This window comes from Kitasatospora purpeofusca, assembly GCF_042691725.1.
Lineage (GTDB): Bacteria > Actinomycetota > Actinomycetes > Streptomycetales > Streptomycetaceae > Kitasatospora > Kitasatospora purpeofusca_B.
The window spans coordinates 7827497-7842389 of sequence record NZ_CP170483.1 but is presented as its reverse complement, the minus strand read 5'-3'; the positions used below and the strand labels follow the sequence as shown (position 1 = coordinate 7842389).

The 14893-nt window shown below is 76.7% G+C and carries 11 protein-coding genes; 1 reads left to right on the top strand and 10 read right to left on the bottom strand.

The annotated features are described in order from the left end of the window. Window positions 1-21: 21 nt before the first annotated feature. The 10 genes from ACFCLZ_RS33760 to ACFCLZ_RS33715 form a co-directional block, all read right to left on the bottom strand. Window positions 22-2001 carry a hypothetical protein gene (locus tag ACFCLZ_RS33760; RefSeq protein WP_380281693.1) on the bottom strand — a complete coding sequence of 660 codons (1980 nt, stop codon included), beginning with the start codon at window positions 1999-2001 and terminating at the stop codon, window positions 22-24. Next, a complete protein-coding gene (locus ACFCLZ_RS33755) occupies window positions 1986-2771 on the bottom strand; it encodes an ABC transporter ATP-binding protein (RefSeq protein ID WP_380281692.1) in 786 nt (261 codons plus the stop codon). The genes ACFCLZ_RS33760 and ACFCLZ_RS33755 overlap by 16 nt, the downstream gene beginning before the upstream one ends. A 103-nt stretch (window positions 2772-2874) precedes the next feature. After that, the gene (locus ACFCLZ_RS33750) at window positions 2875-3678 is read right to left on the bottom strand and encodes a hypothetical protein (protein WP_380281691.1); all 804 of its coding nucleotides are present in this window, start codon (window positions 3676-3678) and stop codon (window positions 2875-2877) included. A gap of 188 nt (window positions 3679-3866) precedes the next feature. Beyond that, entirely contained in the window at window positions 3867-4409 is a 543-nt protein-coding gene (locus ACFCLZ_RS33745) for a Pycsar system effector family protein (RefSeq protein WP_380281690.1), read from the bottom strand. Continuing rightward, window positions 4406-5416 carry a hypothetical protein gene (locus tag ACFCLZ_RS33740; RefSeq protein ID WP_380281689.1) on the bottom strand — a complete coding sequence of 337 codons (1011 nt, stop codon included), beginning with the start codon at window positions 5414-5416 and terminating at the stop codon, window positions 4406-4408. The genes ACFCLZ_RS33745 and ACFCLZ_RS33740 overlap by 4 nt, the downstream gene beginning before the upstream one ends. Next, window positions 5413-7566: a hypothetical protein gene (locus ACFCLZ_RS33735; protein ID WP_380281688.1), complete on the bottom strand. Its 2154-nt coding sequence runs from the start codon at window positions 7564-7566 to the stop codon at window positions 5413-5415. The genes ACFCLZ_RS33740 and ACFCLZ_RS33735 overlap by 4 nt, the downstream gene beginning before the upstream one ends. Further along, window positions 7563-8546, bottom strand: a complete 984-nt coding sequence (locus ACFCLZ_RS33730) for a hypothetical protein (protein WP_380281687.1) — start codon at window positions 8544-8546, stop codon at window positions 7563-7565. Before ACFCLZ_RS33730 ends, ACFCLZ_RS33735 begins: the two co-directional genes overlap by 4 nt. A 120-nt stretch (window positions 8547-8666) precedes the next feature. After that, window positions 8667-9389: a Crp/Fnr family transcriptional regulator gene (locus ACFCLZ_RS33725; RefSeq protein WP_380281686.1), complete on the bottom strand. Its 723-nt coding sequence runs from the start codon at window positions 9387-9389 to the stop codon at window positions 8667-8669. 9 nt (window positions 9390-9398) lie between these two features. Continuing rightward, complete coding sequence (locus ACFCLZ_RS33720) at window positions 9399-10826, bottom strand: amino acid permease (RefSeq protein ID WP_380281685.1); 1428 nt, start codon at window positions 10824-10826, stop codon at window positions 9399-9401. 219 nt (window positions 10827-11045) lie between these two features. Next, entirely contained in the window at window positions 11046-11258 is a 213-nt protein-coding gene (locus tag ACFCLZ_RS33715) for a DUF5988 family protein (protein ID WP_380281684.1), read from the bottom strand. A 297-nt stretch (window positions 11259-11555) separates the two neighbouring features. Between ACFCLZ_RS33715 and ACFCLZ_RS33710 the strand changes: the two genes are divergently transcribed. Further along, a complete protein-coding gene (locus ACFCLZ_RS33710; RefSeq protein WP_380281683.1) occupies window positions 11556-14885 on the top strand; it encodes a BTAD domain-containing putative transcriptional regulator in 3330 nt (1109 codons plus the stop codon). Window positions 14886-14893: the final 8 nt, after the last annotated feature.

Here is a 14893-nt window from a genome sequence, read left to right as displayed (position 1 = left end):
GGGTGACGGTCCGTCGCCCGGTCATGATCCCAGCTCCGCCGACGGGGCCGGGAGGTCGGGGTGGCCGGGGCTGCCGGCGTGGTCCGGGCGGTCCGGGCGGTCCGGGCGGCTCAGCCGGTGCGCCGTCCGCAGGCAGAGCGCGCCGAGCAGGGCGAACGCCACCGCCACCGGTATCCCCAGCGCCCGGGGCAGGTAGAGCACCAGGAACCAGCTGCGCACGGAGGGCGCGAACAGCGACAGGGCGAGCGCCACCAGCCCCTGCGGCGCGATCAGCAGGATGCCGCCGGTGGTCAGCAGGCCGACCGCCGCCGACCGTCCGCGGGAGATCCCGGCCGCCGCCGGACCGGCGTCCTCCGGCCCCGCGGACGACTCGGCCTCCGGGGTGCGGCGAAGACCCTTGCGCAGTACGTCCAGCAGCTCCGGGCCGCGCTCCTCCAGCCGGCGCCCGGCGGCCCGGCCCAGCCCCCACGCGCACAGCGCGCCGGTGAGCAGGCCCGCCGGCACGCCGGCCCAGCGCAGCGGCCCGCTGGACAGCAGGGTCCCGGCCAGCACCACCCCGGCGGCCGGCAGGACGGCGAGCAGTTGCAGCCAGAACGCCGCCAGGCCCTGGGCGCGGACGTGTTCGGCGCTCTCGTCGGCGAGGTCGTCGAGCGGGCCGCCGCCGGGGCGGTCGGGGGACGGGGCGGCGGCGAGCACCGACATCAGCGGGATCAGCCCGGCCCCGGCACCGAGGACGGCCGGGAGGACGGCGCACACCCACGGCAGGACCGCGCCCGGGGCGAGGGGGAGCGCCACGGCCGTCAGCAGCAGCGCCACCGGGGCGGTGACCAGCAGCCAGGCGGCCTGCCGGGCCCGGACATCGGCCCGTTCCGCGCCCGGCACCACCAGGGTCAGCCAGAGCGCGCCCGCGTCCAGGCCGTAGAGGTTGACGCAGAACGCCCCGGCGAAGACCGCGGCGACCACGCCCGTCCACGGCAGCAGCTGGTCGTAGCCGTCGAGCAGCGGGAGCAGGCCGGTGAACACGCCCGTCCAGAGCGCCGTCCGCAGGAACCGGGCCCGGCGGGGGTCGCGCCGCCAGAGCAGCAGTTCCTTGGCCAGGACCGCACCTGCCGGGGTGTCGGGGAGCAACCGGTTCCTGGCCCGGGGGCGGGCGGCGACCCGGTGGGGGCGGCCCGCGCCGCCGCGCACCAGCTGCCGGGAGAGCAGCGCCGCCCAGGCCGCCAGCAGCAGCCCGCAGACGGCGGCCAGCCCGGCGAGCGCGGCGGCGGCCGTCGGCCAGTCCGACCGGCGAACCGCGTCCACCGCGACCACCGCCCAGCCCGAGGGCAGCACCCGCACCGCGGTCGCCGCCCCGGCCGCCCAGTCACCGGTGCCCAGCCGGGTGAGGAAGCCGATCGCGAACCAGCCGGAGTTGAGACAGGCCATCACGAGGCCGACCAGCAGCGCGGACAGCTCCCAGCCGAGGCGGAAGCGCAGCACGCCGCCCAGCGCCTGCGGGGTGAACTTCGCCAGCAGCACCACGAAGAGCAGCTGGAGCAGCACGGCGGGCACCGCGACCAGCGCCGCCGCCGGCCCCTGGCGGGCACCGTAGAGGAGCAGCCCGCCGAAGGCGACCAGCGCGAGCACCGGGGTGACACCGACGAACGCGGCGCCGAGCAGCCCGACGGCCAGGCCGCGCGGGCGCATCGGCACCATGGCGAACCAGGCCGGCCGCAGGGTCGCGTCGCCGCCGGTGACCAGCGGACCGAGCGCCCACCCCAGGCTCCACAGCAGCTGGGCCAGCGCCAGGACGCCGAACCCGGCCTCGGGGGTGGCGTAGTCCGCCAGGCCGAGCATGGCGGTCCCGACCGCGCCCGCCCCGCCGCACACCGTGGCGACGGCCAGCCCGGCGGCGCGGGGACCGGACATCGACCGCCGCAGGACGGTCACCTTCATCCCGGTGAGCACGCCGATCGCGACGCGGCCGCCCGCCGCCGGCGGGACCGTCAGGACGCCAGCCACTCCAGCCCCTCCCATCCCCCGGTCCGGGCACCGACCAGCTCGACGAACACGTCCTCCAGGGCCCGCCCGCCCCGCACCTCGTCCACCGGCCCGGCGGCCGCCACCCGGCCGCCGGCGATCACCGCGACGTGGTCGCAGAGGCTCTCGACCAGCGCCATCACATGGCTGGAGAGCACCACCGAGCCGCCGGCCGCGACGAACCGCTGCAGGATCGTCCGGACGGTCGCCGCCGACACCGGGTCGACCGCCTCGAACGGCTCGTCCAGCACCAGCAGCCAGGGCCCGTGCAGCAGCGCGGTGGCCAGGCCGATCTTCTTGCGCATCCCGGTGGAGTAGTCGATCACCGCCGTCCGGGCCGCGTCGGCCAGCTCCAGCACGGTCAGCAGCTCCTCGGTCCGGGAGTCCACCGTCCGCCCGTCCAGGCCGTGCAGCCGGCCCAGGTACCGCAGCAGCTCCCGCCCGGTCAGCCGCTCCGGCAGCGCGAGGCCGTCGGGCAGCACGCCCACCAGCGCCTTGGCGCGCAGCGGATCGGCCCACACGTCGACGCCGAACACCTCCGCCCGCCCGGCGTCCGGCCGCAGCAGCCCGACCGCCATCGACAGCGACGTCGTCTTGCCCGCCCCGTTCGGCCCGACCAGCCCGTAGAACGAGCCGCTCGGCACGGTCAGGTCCACCCCGTCCACCGCCCGGTGGGACCCGAACCGCTTGCTCAGCCCCTCCAGCCGCAGCGCCGGCACCCCCTCGCCCTCCACCCGCACCGTTCCCCGCACCGTTCCCCGCACCTCACCCTCCCGCACGCACCCGGCCCACCCCCTCCGGGCGGCACATGGCAAACGCTAGGACGGACACGATCCGGGCGGAATCCACCCCACTTCACACTTCAAGGTGGGCCCAGACCCACCCCCGCCCTGCACCTGCCGTCCGCGCGCCGGAAGCCCTCCCGGCGGCGAAGGCGTCCTCGTGGAGCGGACCCGGCCCAACCGCCTGACCAACCCGGGACCGTCTCCGGTTCCGGTCCGATCGATTCAGGAGGCGAGGATCCCGGCCAGCCGGGCCGCCTCCGCCCGGACGCGGCGGGGAGAGGCCGTGGGTGTCCAGGGCGGGGACGGAGGTGCGCACGGCCTCGGCCGCTGTGCAGTCGGCGGCCAGGGTGAGGGCGTCCTGCAGGCCACGGCGTGCGGGGTCCGCGGCGAGTTCGGTGAGCATCGCGGTGAGCACGGCGAACACCGGTCGGCTCGCGCCGCTGCGGGCGGCGTCGGCGAGGACGGGCAGGATCCGGTTCGGCTTGACGACGACGGACATCCGCCACCCGGCCCGGGCGGCGGTCATTCCGTAGGCGAGCAGGAGGCGGCTCACCGGCCCGGGGTCGGCGGCGAGTTCGGTGGGCCGGGGCAGCGGCGGGTCGGTCTCGCGGGGGCCGGCGTCGACCGCCTGGATCGCCAGGGCCGGGAGGCCGTGGGCGATCATCAGCCGGCGGAAGCGGTCGCCGCGCGCGGTGAGCCGGTCCAGGGCCTCCGCCAGGGTGGCGGCGGAGTGGATCCCGCCGAACCGCAGGGCGGCGAGCCGGTCGTACGCGGCGGTGCAGCGCCGCGTGTCGCCCGAGGAGAGCTCGCGCGGCAGCCCGGTGCGGAGCCTGCGCAGCGAGGTCCGCAGATGGTGCGGCTCGGCGGCGGGCACCGGCGAGAGCCGGTCGATACTCCCTGCGGCACCCGGGCGGCGATGAGCGCCCGCAGGTCCGGGACGGCGTCCTCCCCGCCGCCGTGCTCGGGGCCGCCGCCCTCACCACCGTCACGGACCTGTTCGGCCTCGCCGTGCCGACGCCCGGGCACCTGCCCGCCTGACGGCGGGCCGCGCCGGGGCTGCGGTCACACCGGCCGGAGCAGCGCGGCGAACTGGGGCAGCGCCAGGAGCAGCAGCACCGTTCCCGCCTCGATCCAGCGGTACTTGGCGCGGATGATCGCACTGGTCGCGACGAGCGAGGCGAGCAGCGGGCCGGCCGGGTCGCGCCCGACGTGCTCGAAGGCCCGGCCCAGCCGTCCGCGACCGGCGTCCGGCCCGATGTGCTCGAAGTAGCCGGGCCCGCTCGCACCGTCCCCGCGCCCCTTGCGATGGCGCGGGGCGATGGCGGAGAGGAAGCAGCCGACGGCGCACAGGGCGCTGAGCACGGCGGTCCACCACAGCAGGCGGGTGTCCCAGCCGTGGACGGCACTCCCGGCGCCGTCCTTGCGGCTGAGCGGGACGAAGACGCCGAGGGCCGCCCCGGCGAAGCCGAGGAGAACGGCGGCCTTGGTGTCGGCCCTGGTCAGCTCCGTGCTGTTGGCGGCCAACAGCCGCTCCATGGCCGCCACCGCGCGCGGGGTCGGCGCGCCCTGGGCGGTCGAGGCGGCCACCTCGGGTATCGGGCTCACAACGGCCGCCCGTTCACCGCACCGTTCGCCGCGCCGTTCGCCGTGCCGTTCGCCGTGCCGCCGACCCAGCCTTCGGCCGGGATGCGGACCTTGCCGAACTCCGAAGCCGACCACGCCGACGGCGGCTCCGAAGGCGGCGGCGGGGACGGCGGTCCCGGCACGGAGCGGCCGAGCGCCACCAGCCGGTCGCGCAACAGCCGGGAGAGCTCCTGCTGCTCCTGGGCCGTCAGCCGGCCGAGCAGTCCGGCCACGGCGTCCTGCCAGTCGGTGGCGCCGCGCAGCAGGTCCGCGTGGTCGACCGTCCAGTCCAGCACCTGGCGAACCTCCTCCGGCCGCCGGGCCAGCCAGAGCGCCGCGAGGTACACCGGGCCCTGCTGGACGGCGTACCGGCAGAACTCGTACTCCTCCTTGCTCTCCTCGTTCCACCCCCGGGGCAGACCGGCACCGCCGCCTCCGTCCCCGAGGCGGAGTTCGGTGGCACTCTCGCGGGCGCAGACGTCCGTCACCCGGTACCCGAGCCCGCAGTCGGCCATGGAGTGCGGCGCGGCCAGGTACTGCATCACCTCGGGCGCGCCGAGGCGCTGCCCGGCGGCGGCGTACTGGTCGTAGAGGTGACGCAGGCGCCCTTCGAGGTCCTTGCGGACGGGGTACCAGCCGCGCACGGTGCCGGTCCGCACGACCTGCACGGGGTCGTGGGCCCACCACAGGACGTGCACGTCGAAGGATTCCGTGCCGTACGGGGTCGGGACGCCGACCGCGCGCACGGCCGGGCGCTCGTCGAGCGGCACCAGGTACGCGCCCTCGTACCCCCACAGACCGCTCGCCCCCGGCCCGTCCTCGTCGGTGCCGGAGCGGCGGCGGGAGGTCCCGGAGAGGTGGTGCCGGCCGGCACGGTCGCGCAGCACCAGGGCCCGGTCACGCCGGCCGGACCAGCGGTGGCCCAGGATCTCGCGCCAGGGGGCGCGGGCGGCGCGGGCGTAGACGGGCGGATCGAGGTCGTCGGTCATCGGGGGGTTCCTCCGTTCGGGTGGGCGGCGGCGGGACGTGGCGGCGGCTCTCCCCGCCGCCAGGCCGCCAGGGCGTTCCGGGCGATGGGCCGACCGACGATCTCCGGGTCCGCGTCGCCGTCGATCTCGACGAACAGGCGCAGGACACCGAGGCTCACGTCCTGGGCCAGCGCGGTGAGCAGGGTCTCGACGGCCGTGCGCGACCCGGTGTTCCAGGCGGCCGTCCGGCACCACCCGACGAGCGCACTACGGGTCGCGTCGAAGTGACCGTCGTCGTCGAGGGCTCGGCGGACGAGCGCTACGAGCGGACCGGTGTGCTCACCGGCCGTGAGCAACTGGGCCTGGAACCACTCGGGATCGTCATCCAGCAGCTCGGGCAGGACGTCCAGCGCCAGCTGCGCTTCGACGCCACGGCGCTCTGCCCAGCCGATGAGCCTGCGCAGGACGGTCGACTGGTTCCCCGCCGCGCACAGGGCCACCAGGGCCGGCCGCACGCTCCTGGCAACCGCCAGTTCCTCGCCCTCGGTCCCGCGGTAGACACCGCGCAGCAGCGTCAACGCAACCTCCGGCCGGGACGTGCCGAAGTCGGTGCCGCAGGTGTAGGCGACGGTGCTTCTCACCCGCCAGTCGCTCCGGTCGCTCCACCTGCGGAGCAGGTATTTGACCTCGCCTGCGAGCACGGTGTCCCGCGCCGCCATGTCAAGGGCGTACGCGGCCGTGACCCGGCTGCGCACGGGGTCCGCCTCGGCCAGTTCCTCGATGTGCCTCAGCGCACGGCGGCCTCCGCCCCAACCCGCGGCCAGACCCATCACGTGTCCCACCGGCCCGGCCAGTTCGGCGTCCCGCAACGGGGCTTCCTTCAACCACGCCGTCAGCAGTTCGGGCACTCCCCCGTACTGGCGCCAGACGTGCCGCAGGACGGCCTCCCCCTGCCGGTGCCGGGTGAAGCGCACCGGTTCCACGGAATAGGCGAAGCGACTGTGCCGGCGGATCTCCACGGGCGCGCACTGGGCGCGGACGGTGTCCAGGAGTTCGTCCAGCGAGCGCCGGAGGACGAAGCGCGGGTTCGGTCGCGGATGTGCCCCGGTTCCACGCGGGCCCGTGCCGTCCGGGTCGCCGCCGTCCCGCAGGACGGAGTCGAGTCGGCCGTCGGCCAGGGCGAGGAGCCGTTCGGCCTCCTCCCGGACGATGCGGTGGTCGAGTCCTTCGAAGACGCTGGTGGCCAGCAGGAAGGCCAGGCCGTCGGGGTCATCGTGGAGTTGCTTGAGCAGGTCGGGCACCTCCCTCGCCGTGAGGAAGCTGAGCCGCGCGCGGAGGTCGGTGGGGTCGGGGCCGCCGTCACCGGCGGCGCTGATCGTGGTGACCAGCTCGGCCACCTGGGCGGGTACGAGTCTCGGGCTGAGCAGGGAGTCGAGCAGGCCGGCGTCGAGCCGCTCCAGCAGCCCCCGGCGCCGGTGCTCGTCGGGGACGGCGGCCGTCAGCCGGGCCTCGAAGACGGCCCGGGGCGGCGGGGGTTCGCACCGCACCGGGGAGACGTGCAGGTCCCGGGCCAGCGCACGGACGCGCTCCGGCTCGTGCGGGAGGACGATCACCATCCGGGCCTGCGCGTCGCGGAGCAGGCGGCGCAGGTTGGCGACGACCGCCGGTCCCAGCGGGTGCTGCGGCAGGAGGCCGTGGACGAGGTAGCCGCGGGCCCCGGCGCCGGTGGGGCGCCAGGTGGCGAGGTTCTCGTCGCTGTCGAGCGCGCGCAGGTCCGGGCTGCGGCCGCTGTGCCGGTGCAGCAGATTCAGCGCGGCCGTCCGGCGCCCCGTGCCCGGCTCCCCGTGGAGGAAGAGGACGCCGCCGTCCAGTTCGGCGAGCGCGGCGGCGAACCACGTGGGTTCGGCGAAGCCCGTGCAGGCCTCGCGGATCTCCTGTTCGGAGATCGGCCCTTCGTGGGCCTCCACCGGCCGGTCGCCGTGACCGCCCGGTCCGCCGCCGTTCTCGACCCGCTGGCCGCCGTGCACCGAGCCGGTGTTGATGTTCCCGTGCGGGGCGTAGATGACGTGGGCCCGGCCGCTGCGGAAACCGGCGAGACCGGCGAGGTCGTCGTCGAGGTCTGCCGGGTCGTCGAGACCCGCCGGGTCGCCGGCCGGCTCGTCGGCGCTCACCGCCGGTACTCGTTCTTGTCGCCGTGGACCGTGTCGCCCTTGTTGCCCTCGACGTAGTCGCCGCCGACGGAGCCGATGGTCCTGATGGTCCTGCCCTGGAGGACGGTGCCGGAGAGGGGGCCGCGCAGGACGTTGGTGGTGTGCTGCCCTCCGTGCACGGTGCCGGTGTTCAGGTTGCCCCGCTCGGCCTGCTGGAACACCGGAGCCGGAGCCTGGGCCGGTGTCGGCGCGGGCGGCTCCTCGCCGGCGCCCGCGGAGGACCGCTCCACCGGCTCGTCCTGCCCGCCTCCGTGCCTCAGCAGGCCCCCCGACGGCGCGGGCACGTACAGCCAGGCCCGCTGCTCGAAGGGCTTGCCCTCGACGGTGGCCGACACCTCGGTGAAGCGGTCGGGGTGCCGGCCGGTGTAGCCGCCGGCCACCGCGTCCTGGTAGCAGCGCTCGGAGAGGATCGCGGCGACGTGGGTGACGCTCGCCCTCGACGTGGCCAGCGCGTCCTTGACCGGCTGCGAGTCGAGCAGCCGGTGGGTGTCGTTGCGCGCCGTGCCGTTGCCGTCGAAGTCGCGTCCCCGGTCCGGCAGCGGCCCGATGTTGAGGCCGACCCGCAGCCGCAGGCCCACCGTTCCCGACGCGTGCAGGTTGAACTCCTCCAGCGTCTCCTGGAGGGTGTGCAGCCAGGGGTGGATCACGAAGGGCATCCACTCCGGGTCGCAGCCGAAGACGTACCCGTCGCCGGTCGAGGCGGGGAACCGCTGGTCGTCCCAGACCTCGGCCAGGTCGGCCCGGACGAAGGACTGCTCCAGCAGTTCCGGGATCGCCCGGCTGATCTCGCCGTGCTCGATGGCGGGGTGAGCGGTGAAGCCCTTGGCGTCGACGGCGACGATCCCCCGGTACGGCGGGAGTCGCCGGCTGCGACTGTAGGGCTGCGCCGTCGCCGTGGGCAGGCGGCCGGCGTCGGACTGGGGACGGCCGGAGTCGGGCATCGGGTCTCCTCGGGTGCTCGGTGTGGGAAGTCGCGCTCCCAGCTTCCCGAGGACGTCCGCGCCCGTGTGCCCGCTCGGTGCGGAACTCCCGTGACGGCTGTCACACGAACTGACGCCCGGTCAGCCGCGGCGCACCCCGTCGACCGTCCCCGGTGCGGCGTTCCGCAGGGCGGCCGGGTCCCGGACGACGATGCGCCGGCGCCCGCACTCCACGTGCAGCGGCTCCAGTTCGGCGAGACCCGCGGTGACGGTGTTCCGGGAGACGCCGAGGTACTGGGCCAGGTCGTCGCGGGTCAGGGCGAGGGTGACGCCCGGGCCCGACCCGCCGCCCGCCCCGCCGCCCGGTGCGTCGGCGGAGAGCTCGGCCAGCACCACCAGGGCGCCCGCCAGCCGGGCCACGACGTCCCCGCCGCCGCGCGCGACGTCCGACTCCCGGAGCCGGCCGAGGGCGTAGCGGACCATCACGGGGTACAGGCCGTGGTCGGCGACGAACCGCAGGAACGCCGCCCGGGTGACCACCGCCACCGAGCAGTCGACTATGGCCTGCACACTCGCCGAGCGCACCCCGTCGTCCAGCACCGCCACCTCGCCCAGCACCTCGCCGGGGCCGCGGAAGGCGAGCAGGGTGAGGTCGCCGTCCGGCTCCCGGCGGACCACCTTGGCGACCCCGCCGAGCAGGGCGAGCACATGGGTGCCGGGCTCCCCCTGGTGCAGCAGGGTGTCGCCGATCGGGTGCCGGCGCACATGCGCGCCCGCCAGCAGGGCGGACCAGCGCGCCTCCCCCATGAGGTGACGCAGCGTCCGGTCCGACGGGTCCGGCGTTCCGCCGGCGCGAGCGCTCATGCACCGACCTTATTGGCCCGGCTCGGCCGGTGCCCCCGTCACCGCCCGGTGGCGGCGGGCGGAGAGGACGGTGTGGACGAGGACGCCGACGACGAGGAAGAGGACGCCCTGGTAGACGGCCGCGTAGCCGGCGCCGGCGACCAGCCAGGCGGAGAAGGCGAAGGCGCCCAGGGCGAGGGTGAGGTCGCGGGCGAGGCGGGCGGGGGCGACGCGGTCGCGGTCGCCGCTCAGCAGCCAGCGCAGCTGGGCGGCGCTGGAGAGGAGGTAGGGCACGGTCGCGGTGAAGGTGGTGACCAGCACCAGGGTGTCGAAGGCGGCCTTCGCACCGGAGGCGAAGTCGAGCACGGTGAGCAGGGAGGCGAGCGTGACGCCGGTCAGGACGCCGACGACGGGCACCCCGCGGCGCTCGGTGGCGAAGACGGCGGGGAACAGGCCGTCCTTGGCGGCGGCGTAGGGCGCCTGGGCGGAGAGCAGGGTCCAGCCGTTGAGCGCGCCGGTCATCGAGACGAGGGCCGCGACGGCGACGGCCGTGCCGCCCCAGGAGCCGCCGAAGACGGCGTTCACCGAGTCGGAGAACGGCGCGGTGGAGTGGATCAGCCGCTCGTGGGCGACGGTGCCGAACACGGCGAGCGTGCCGAGCAGGTAGACGACGGCGGCGCCCGCGGTGCCGAGCACGCTGGCCCGGCCGACGTTGCGCTCCGGGTCGCGGACCTGGCCCGCGCTCATCGCGGCCGACTCCACGCCGAGGTAGCTGAAGAGCAGGATCGCGGCGGCGGCCGTCATTCCGCCGAGCCAGCCGTCTCCGGTCGCGTCGAAGGGGCCGAGGTTCGCCGGGTCGAAGGAGCCGAGCCCGGCCACCGCGACCACCACTAGCGGGATGAACTTGAGGACGGTGGCGACGAGTTGGACGGCGCCGACGTACCGGGTGCCGGCCAGGTTGGCGAGCGCGGGCAGCCACTGGACGGTCAGCGCGCAGCCGAGGGCGAGCGCGGTGGAGCGGCCGACGGCCGGCCACAGGACGGTGAGGTAGCCGACGGCGGCGACGGCGAGCGCGGCGTTGCTGACCCAGGTGGTGATCCAGTAGGACCAGGCGGCCAGGAAGCCGGCGAAGTCGCCGAAGGCCTCGCGGGCGTAGACGTAGGGCCCGCCGGTGCGCGGGTCGCGGCGCGCGAGCCGTCCGAAGACCAGGGCCAGGGCGATCGCGCCGACGGTGAGCACGGCGAAGGCGAGCAGGCTGACCGTCCCGTACGGGGCCACCACGGCGGGGATCATGAAGATGCCGCCGCCGATGATGTTGCCCATGACCAGGGCGGTCGCGGTCGGCAGGCCGAAGCGGCGGACGGCGGAGCGCGTCCCCGGCGCCGGGGGCGGGGAGGACGGCGCCGGGGACGGCGGCGCCGCGGGAGCCTGCCGGGTCGCGGCCGGGCTGGTCTGCATGGGGGTGTGGTGCCTTTCCTGCGTCCTGCGCGCTCGGTGGAGCGGAGGCCCATGCTCACGCAGGCGGCACCTTGTACCAAATCGACGGGATTTGTCCGCCGGACCGGCTCGCCCGCCGGAAGACCTCCGGTCGCACGGCGGCCGCACGGGCACTCGTCCCGCACCCGTCAGCCGGGGTGCCGGGGCCCGGACCGGCGGCCCCCGGCGCCCCGGCGGGCGTCACTCGGCGACGAAGGTGTTGCCGCTCCACTCGAAGACGTCCAGCGGGACGCCCTCGTGCTCCTCGCTCCGGCCGGTGCGCCGGAAGTGCTCGTACCGGTTGCCGGTGAGGACCTTGACGACGCTCTCACCGGCGCCGACCTCGCGTACGCGCGCGAAGTCGGCGCCGGCCGCGCCGCCTTCGAGCAGAATGTTCGCCTTCGGCTCCGTCATCGTGCTACCTCCCAAGGGGTGGCTTCGCCAGCGCTCCTGACCTGGGCCCCGAACCCTACGCAGCCGCCCGCCCCCGGATAACCCCCGACGGCGCCCTTCCCGGGGCGGTCGGGGAGGTACGGATTCATCCCGCGGCGTCCGGTCGGAGGCGAACCGGATGATCGGCGCGCCGGTCGACCCGGGGCTCGCGGCGGGCGCGCACCCTGGCGGCCCGCCACCGGAACGGCGCCGAGCGCGCGGAACGGGCGCGCGACGCATCACGCGCGCCTGACAGAATGGCCCGCCGGGGGTGGTTACGTGCGCATCGGCATCCTGGGCCCGCTCGAACTACGGGACACGGCGGCCCGGCCCGTCGGGATCGGGGGTCGGCGGCTGCGGGCCCTGCTGATCCGGCTCGCCATGGACGGCGGCCGCACCGTCTCCGCCGACCGCCTGATCGCCGACCTGTGGGAGGGCTCCCGGCCGGCCGTCCCGGGCAACACGTTGCACAGCCTGGTCTCGCGGCTGCGCGGCGTCGGCGGGCGCGACCTGGTCGCCGCCGCCCCGGGCGGCTACCGGCTCGGCGTCGACCCGGGCGAGATCGACGCGGTGGCCTTCGAACGGCTGGTGGCCGCCGTCCGGCGCTCCGCCGACCCCGCCGAACGGGCCGCGACCCTGCGCCGGGCGCTCGACCTGTGGCGCGGGCCCGCGCTCGCCGAGGTCGCCGACGCGGCCTTCGCCGGCGCCACCGTCACCCGGCTCGAGGAGCTGCGGCTGGCCGCCGTGGAGGACCGGGCCGAGGCCGAACTCGCGCTCGGCGACGCGGCCCACCTGGTCGCCGAACTCGAGGGCCTGTGCCGCTCGCACCCGCTGCGCGAGCGGCTGCGGGGCCTGCTGATGCGCGCCCTGCACGCCACCGGACGGCAGGCGGCCGCCCTGGAGCTGTACGAGGACACCCGCCGGGAGCTCGCCGAACGGCTCGGCGCCGACCCCTCCCCGGACCTCGCCGCGCTGCACCTGGCGATCCTGCGCGGCGACCTGCCGACGGCGGCCGCGGCCCGCGCCGCCGGGCCGGGCCCGGGCGGCGGACGGCGCACCGATCTGCCCGCCGCCGATCTGCCCGCCGCCAACCAGCCCGCCACCGATCTGCCCGCCACGAACCTGCCCGCCCCGCTGACCAGCTTCGTCGGCCGCGAGGAGGAGACCGGGCGGATCGGCGCGCTGCTGCGCGAGGTCCGGCTGGTGACCCTCACCGGGCCGGGCGGCGCGGGCAAGACCCGGCTGGCCGGCGAGGTGTCGGCCGGCCTGCTCGGCGACCACCCGGACGGGGTGTGGCTGGTGCCGCTGGCCCAGGTCGGCTCGGCCCAGGACCTGCCGCAGGCCGTGCTCACCGCGATCGGCCGGGCCGAGTCCTCCCGGGTCGGCGACGCCGTCTCCGTACTGCCGCCGATGAAGCGGCTGGTGGACGCGCTGGCCGGCCGGCGGATGCTGCTGGTGCTCGACAACTGCGAGCACCTGGTGGAGGCGGTGGCCCGGCTCACCGACCGGGTGCTGGCCGCCGCCCCCGGCGTCCGGGTGCTGGCCACCAGCCGCGAGCCGCTGGCCATCACCGGCGAGACCCTCTGCCCGGTGCCCTCGCTGCCGCTGCCGCCGCCCGGCGCGGGCCCGGCCGAGGCCCGCGGGTACGCCGCGGTGCGGCTGTTCGAGGACCGGGCCGCCGCGGTGCGCCCCGGCTTCCGGGTCGACGAGGCCACCGCGCCGCTGGTGGTCGCCGTCTGCCGCGCGCTCGACGGTCTGCCGTTCGCGATCGAGCTCGCCGCCGCCCGGCTGCGCTCCCTGACGCTCCCGCAGGTCGCCGAACGCCTCGGCGACCGGTTTCGGCTGCTCGGCGCCGGCAGCCGGGCCGCGGCGCCCCGGCACCGGACGCTGCGCGCGGTGGTGGACTGGAGCTGGGAACTGCTGGACGACACCGAGCGGGCGGTGCTGCGCCGACTGTCGGTCTTCCGCGGCGGGGCCACCCCGCGCAGCGCGGAGGAGGTCTGCGCGCCCGCCGACGACGGCGCCGTCGACGGCCGGGACGTCATCGACGTGATCGCCGCGCTGATCGACAAGTCGCTGGTCGTGGCGACCGGCGGGGGCGAGGTCCGCTACGGGCTGCTGGAGACGGTGCGGGCGTACGCCGCCGAGCGCCTGGCCGAGGCCGGCGAGACGGAGCGGCTGCGCGCCGCGCACGCCGCCCGGGTGCTCGCCCTCGCGGAGCGCGCCGAGCCGGGGCTGCGCGGCAGCGAGCAGGAGGCGTGGGCCGCGCGGCTGACCGCCGAGCGGGACGACTGCGCCGCCGCGCTCGGCTGGGCGGTGGAGCGGCGGGAGGTGGAGACCGCGCTGCGGCTGGCCGGTGCGCTGATGTGGTACTGGATCATGCACAACCGGCTGGCCGAGGCGCACGGCTGGGCCGTCGCGGTGCGCGAGCTGACCGGGGGCCGGCCCCCGGCCGGGGCGCCGGAGCTGGCCGACGCATACGCGCTGTGCACCTTCCTCGCGGTGCTGATGGCGGAGAGCCCGGACACCCCGGACAGCCCGAACGAACCGGAAGGGCCGAACGGACCGGAGGCCGCCGCCGAGGCCCGGCGGCAGGCCGTGCGCGCCGCGCTGGACTGCCTGCCCGAACGCCCCGGCCACCCCGCGCTGCACCTGGCCCGGCCGGTCGCCGCGCTGTTCCTGAACGACACGGCGCAGGCCGAGCGGGAGCTGCTGGCCGTCCGGGAGGGCGCCACCGACCCGTGGGTGCGGGCGATCTCCCGGGTCTGCCTGGGCCACCTCACGCTCAACGCGGGCCGGATCGACGCCGCGCTCACCGAACTGCGCGCGGGCCACGCGGGTTTCCACCGGCTGGGCGAGCCGTGGGGCATGAACACCGCGCTCGGCGGGCTGCTGGAACTGGCCCTGATCCGCGGCGACGGCGCCGAGGCCGTACGCCTCGGCCAGGAGGCCCACGCGTACGCCGCCCGGGGCGGGTCGCAGAGCGGCACCCTGTCGCTGATCCGGCTCGGCCGGGCCCGCGCCGCGGCGGGCGACCCGGCCCGCGGCCTGGAGGAGATCCGGCAGGGGGTGCGTACCGCGGAGCGGGTCGGGGACTTCGGCAGCGCCGTGGAGGGGCACGTGGCACTGAGCCGGCTGGGCCGTGCGGCCGGCGACCTGCCCGGGGCCCGGCCCCCGCTGGCCCGGGCCCTGGAGCTGCTGGACGGCATCGCTCCCGGCGGCCACACGATCCGGGCCGTCGCCCTGGCCTACGGCCAACTGGGCTGCCTGGCCGAGCAGGAGGGCGACCTGGCGGAGGCGGCCCGGTGGCACGCCGAGGCCGTCCGCGAGCTCGGCCGCGAGGAGATCGTCCACCAGCAGGCCGCGGCGGAGCTGCTGGAGGGCGTCGCCGCGCTGGCCGCCGCCCGCGGCGAACCCGAGCGGGCCGCCGAGCTGCTCGGGGCCGCCCACACCCTGCACGGCTACCGCGACGACCGCAGCCCGGAGGTGCGCCGGGCCGCCGAGGCGGTCGCGGCGGCGCTGGACCGGCCGACCGCCGACGCCGCGTACGAGCGCGGCCGACGGGTCCCGGTCGAAGGGGCGCTGGCCCTGGCGGCCGGGTGGGCCTGACGCCCGCC

Excerpts from the sequence above, each read along its gene's own strand:
- ACFCLZ_RS33740 (WP_380281689.1), bottom strand. The coding sequence starts at position 5,416 with ATGACCGACGACCTCGATCCGCCCGTCTACGCCCGCGCCGCCCGCGCC.
- ACFCLZ_RS33730 (WP_380281687.1), bottom strand. The coding sequence starts at position 8,546 with ATGCCCGACTCCGGCCGTCCCCAGTCCGACGCCGGCCGCCTGCCCACG.
- ACFCLZ_RS33725 (WP_380281686.1), bottom strand. The coding sequence starts at position 9,389 with ATGAGCGCTCGCGCCGGCGGAACGCCGGACCCGTCGGACCGGACGCTG.
- ACFCLZ_RS33720 (WP_380281685.1), bottom strand. The coding sequence starts at position 10,826 with ATGCAGACCAGCCCGGCCGCGACCCGGCAGGCTCCCGCGGCGCCGCCG.
- ACFCLZ_RS33715 (WP_380281684.1), bottom strand. The coding sequence starts at position 11,258 with ATGACGGAGCCGAAGGCGAACATTCTGCTCGAAGGCGGCGCGGCCGGC.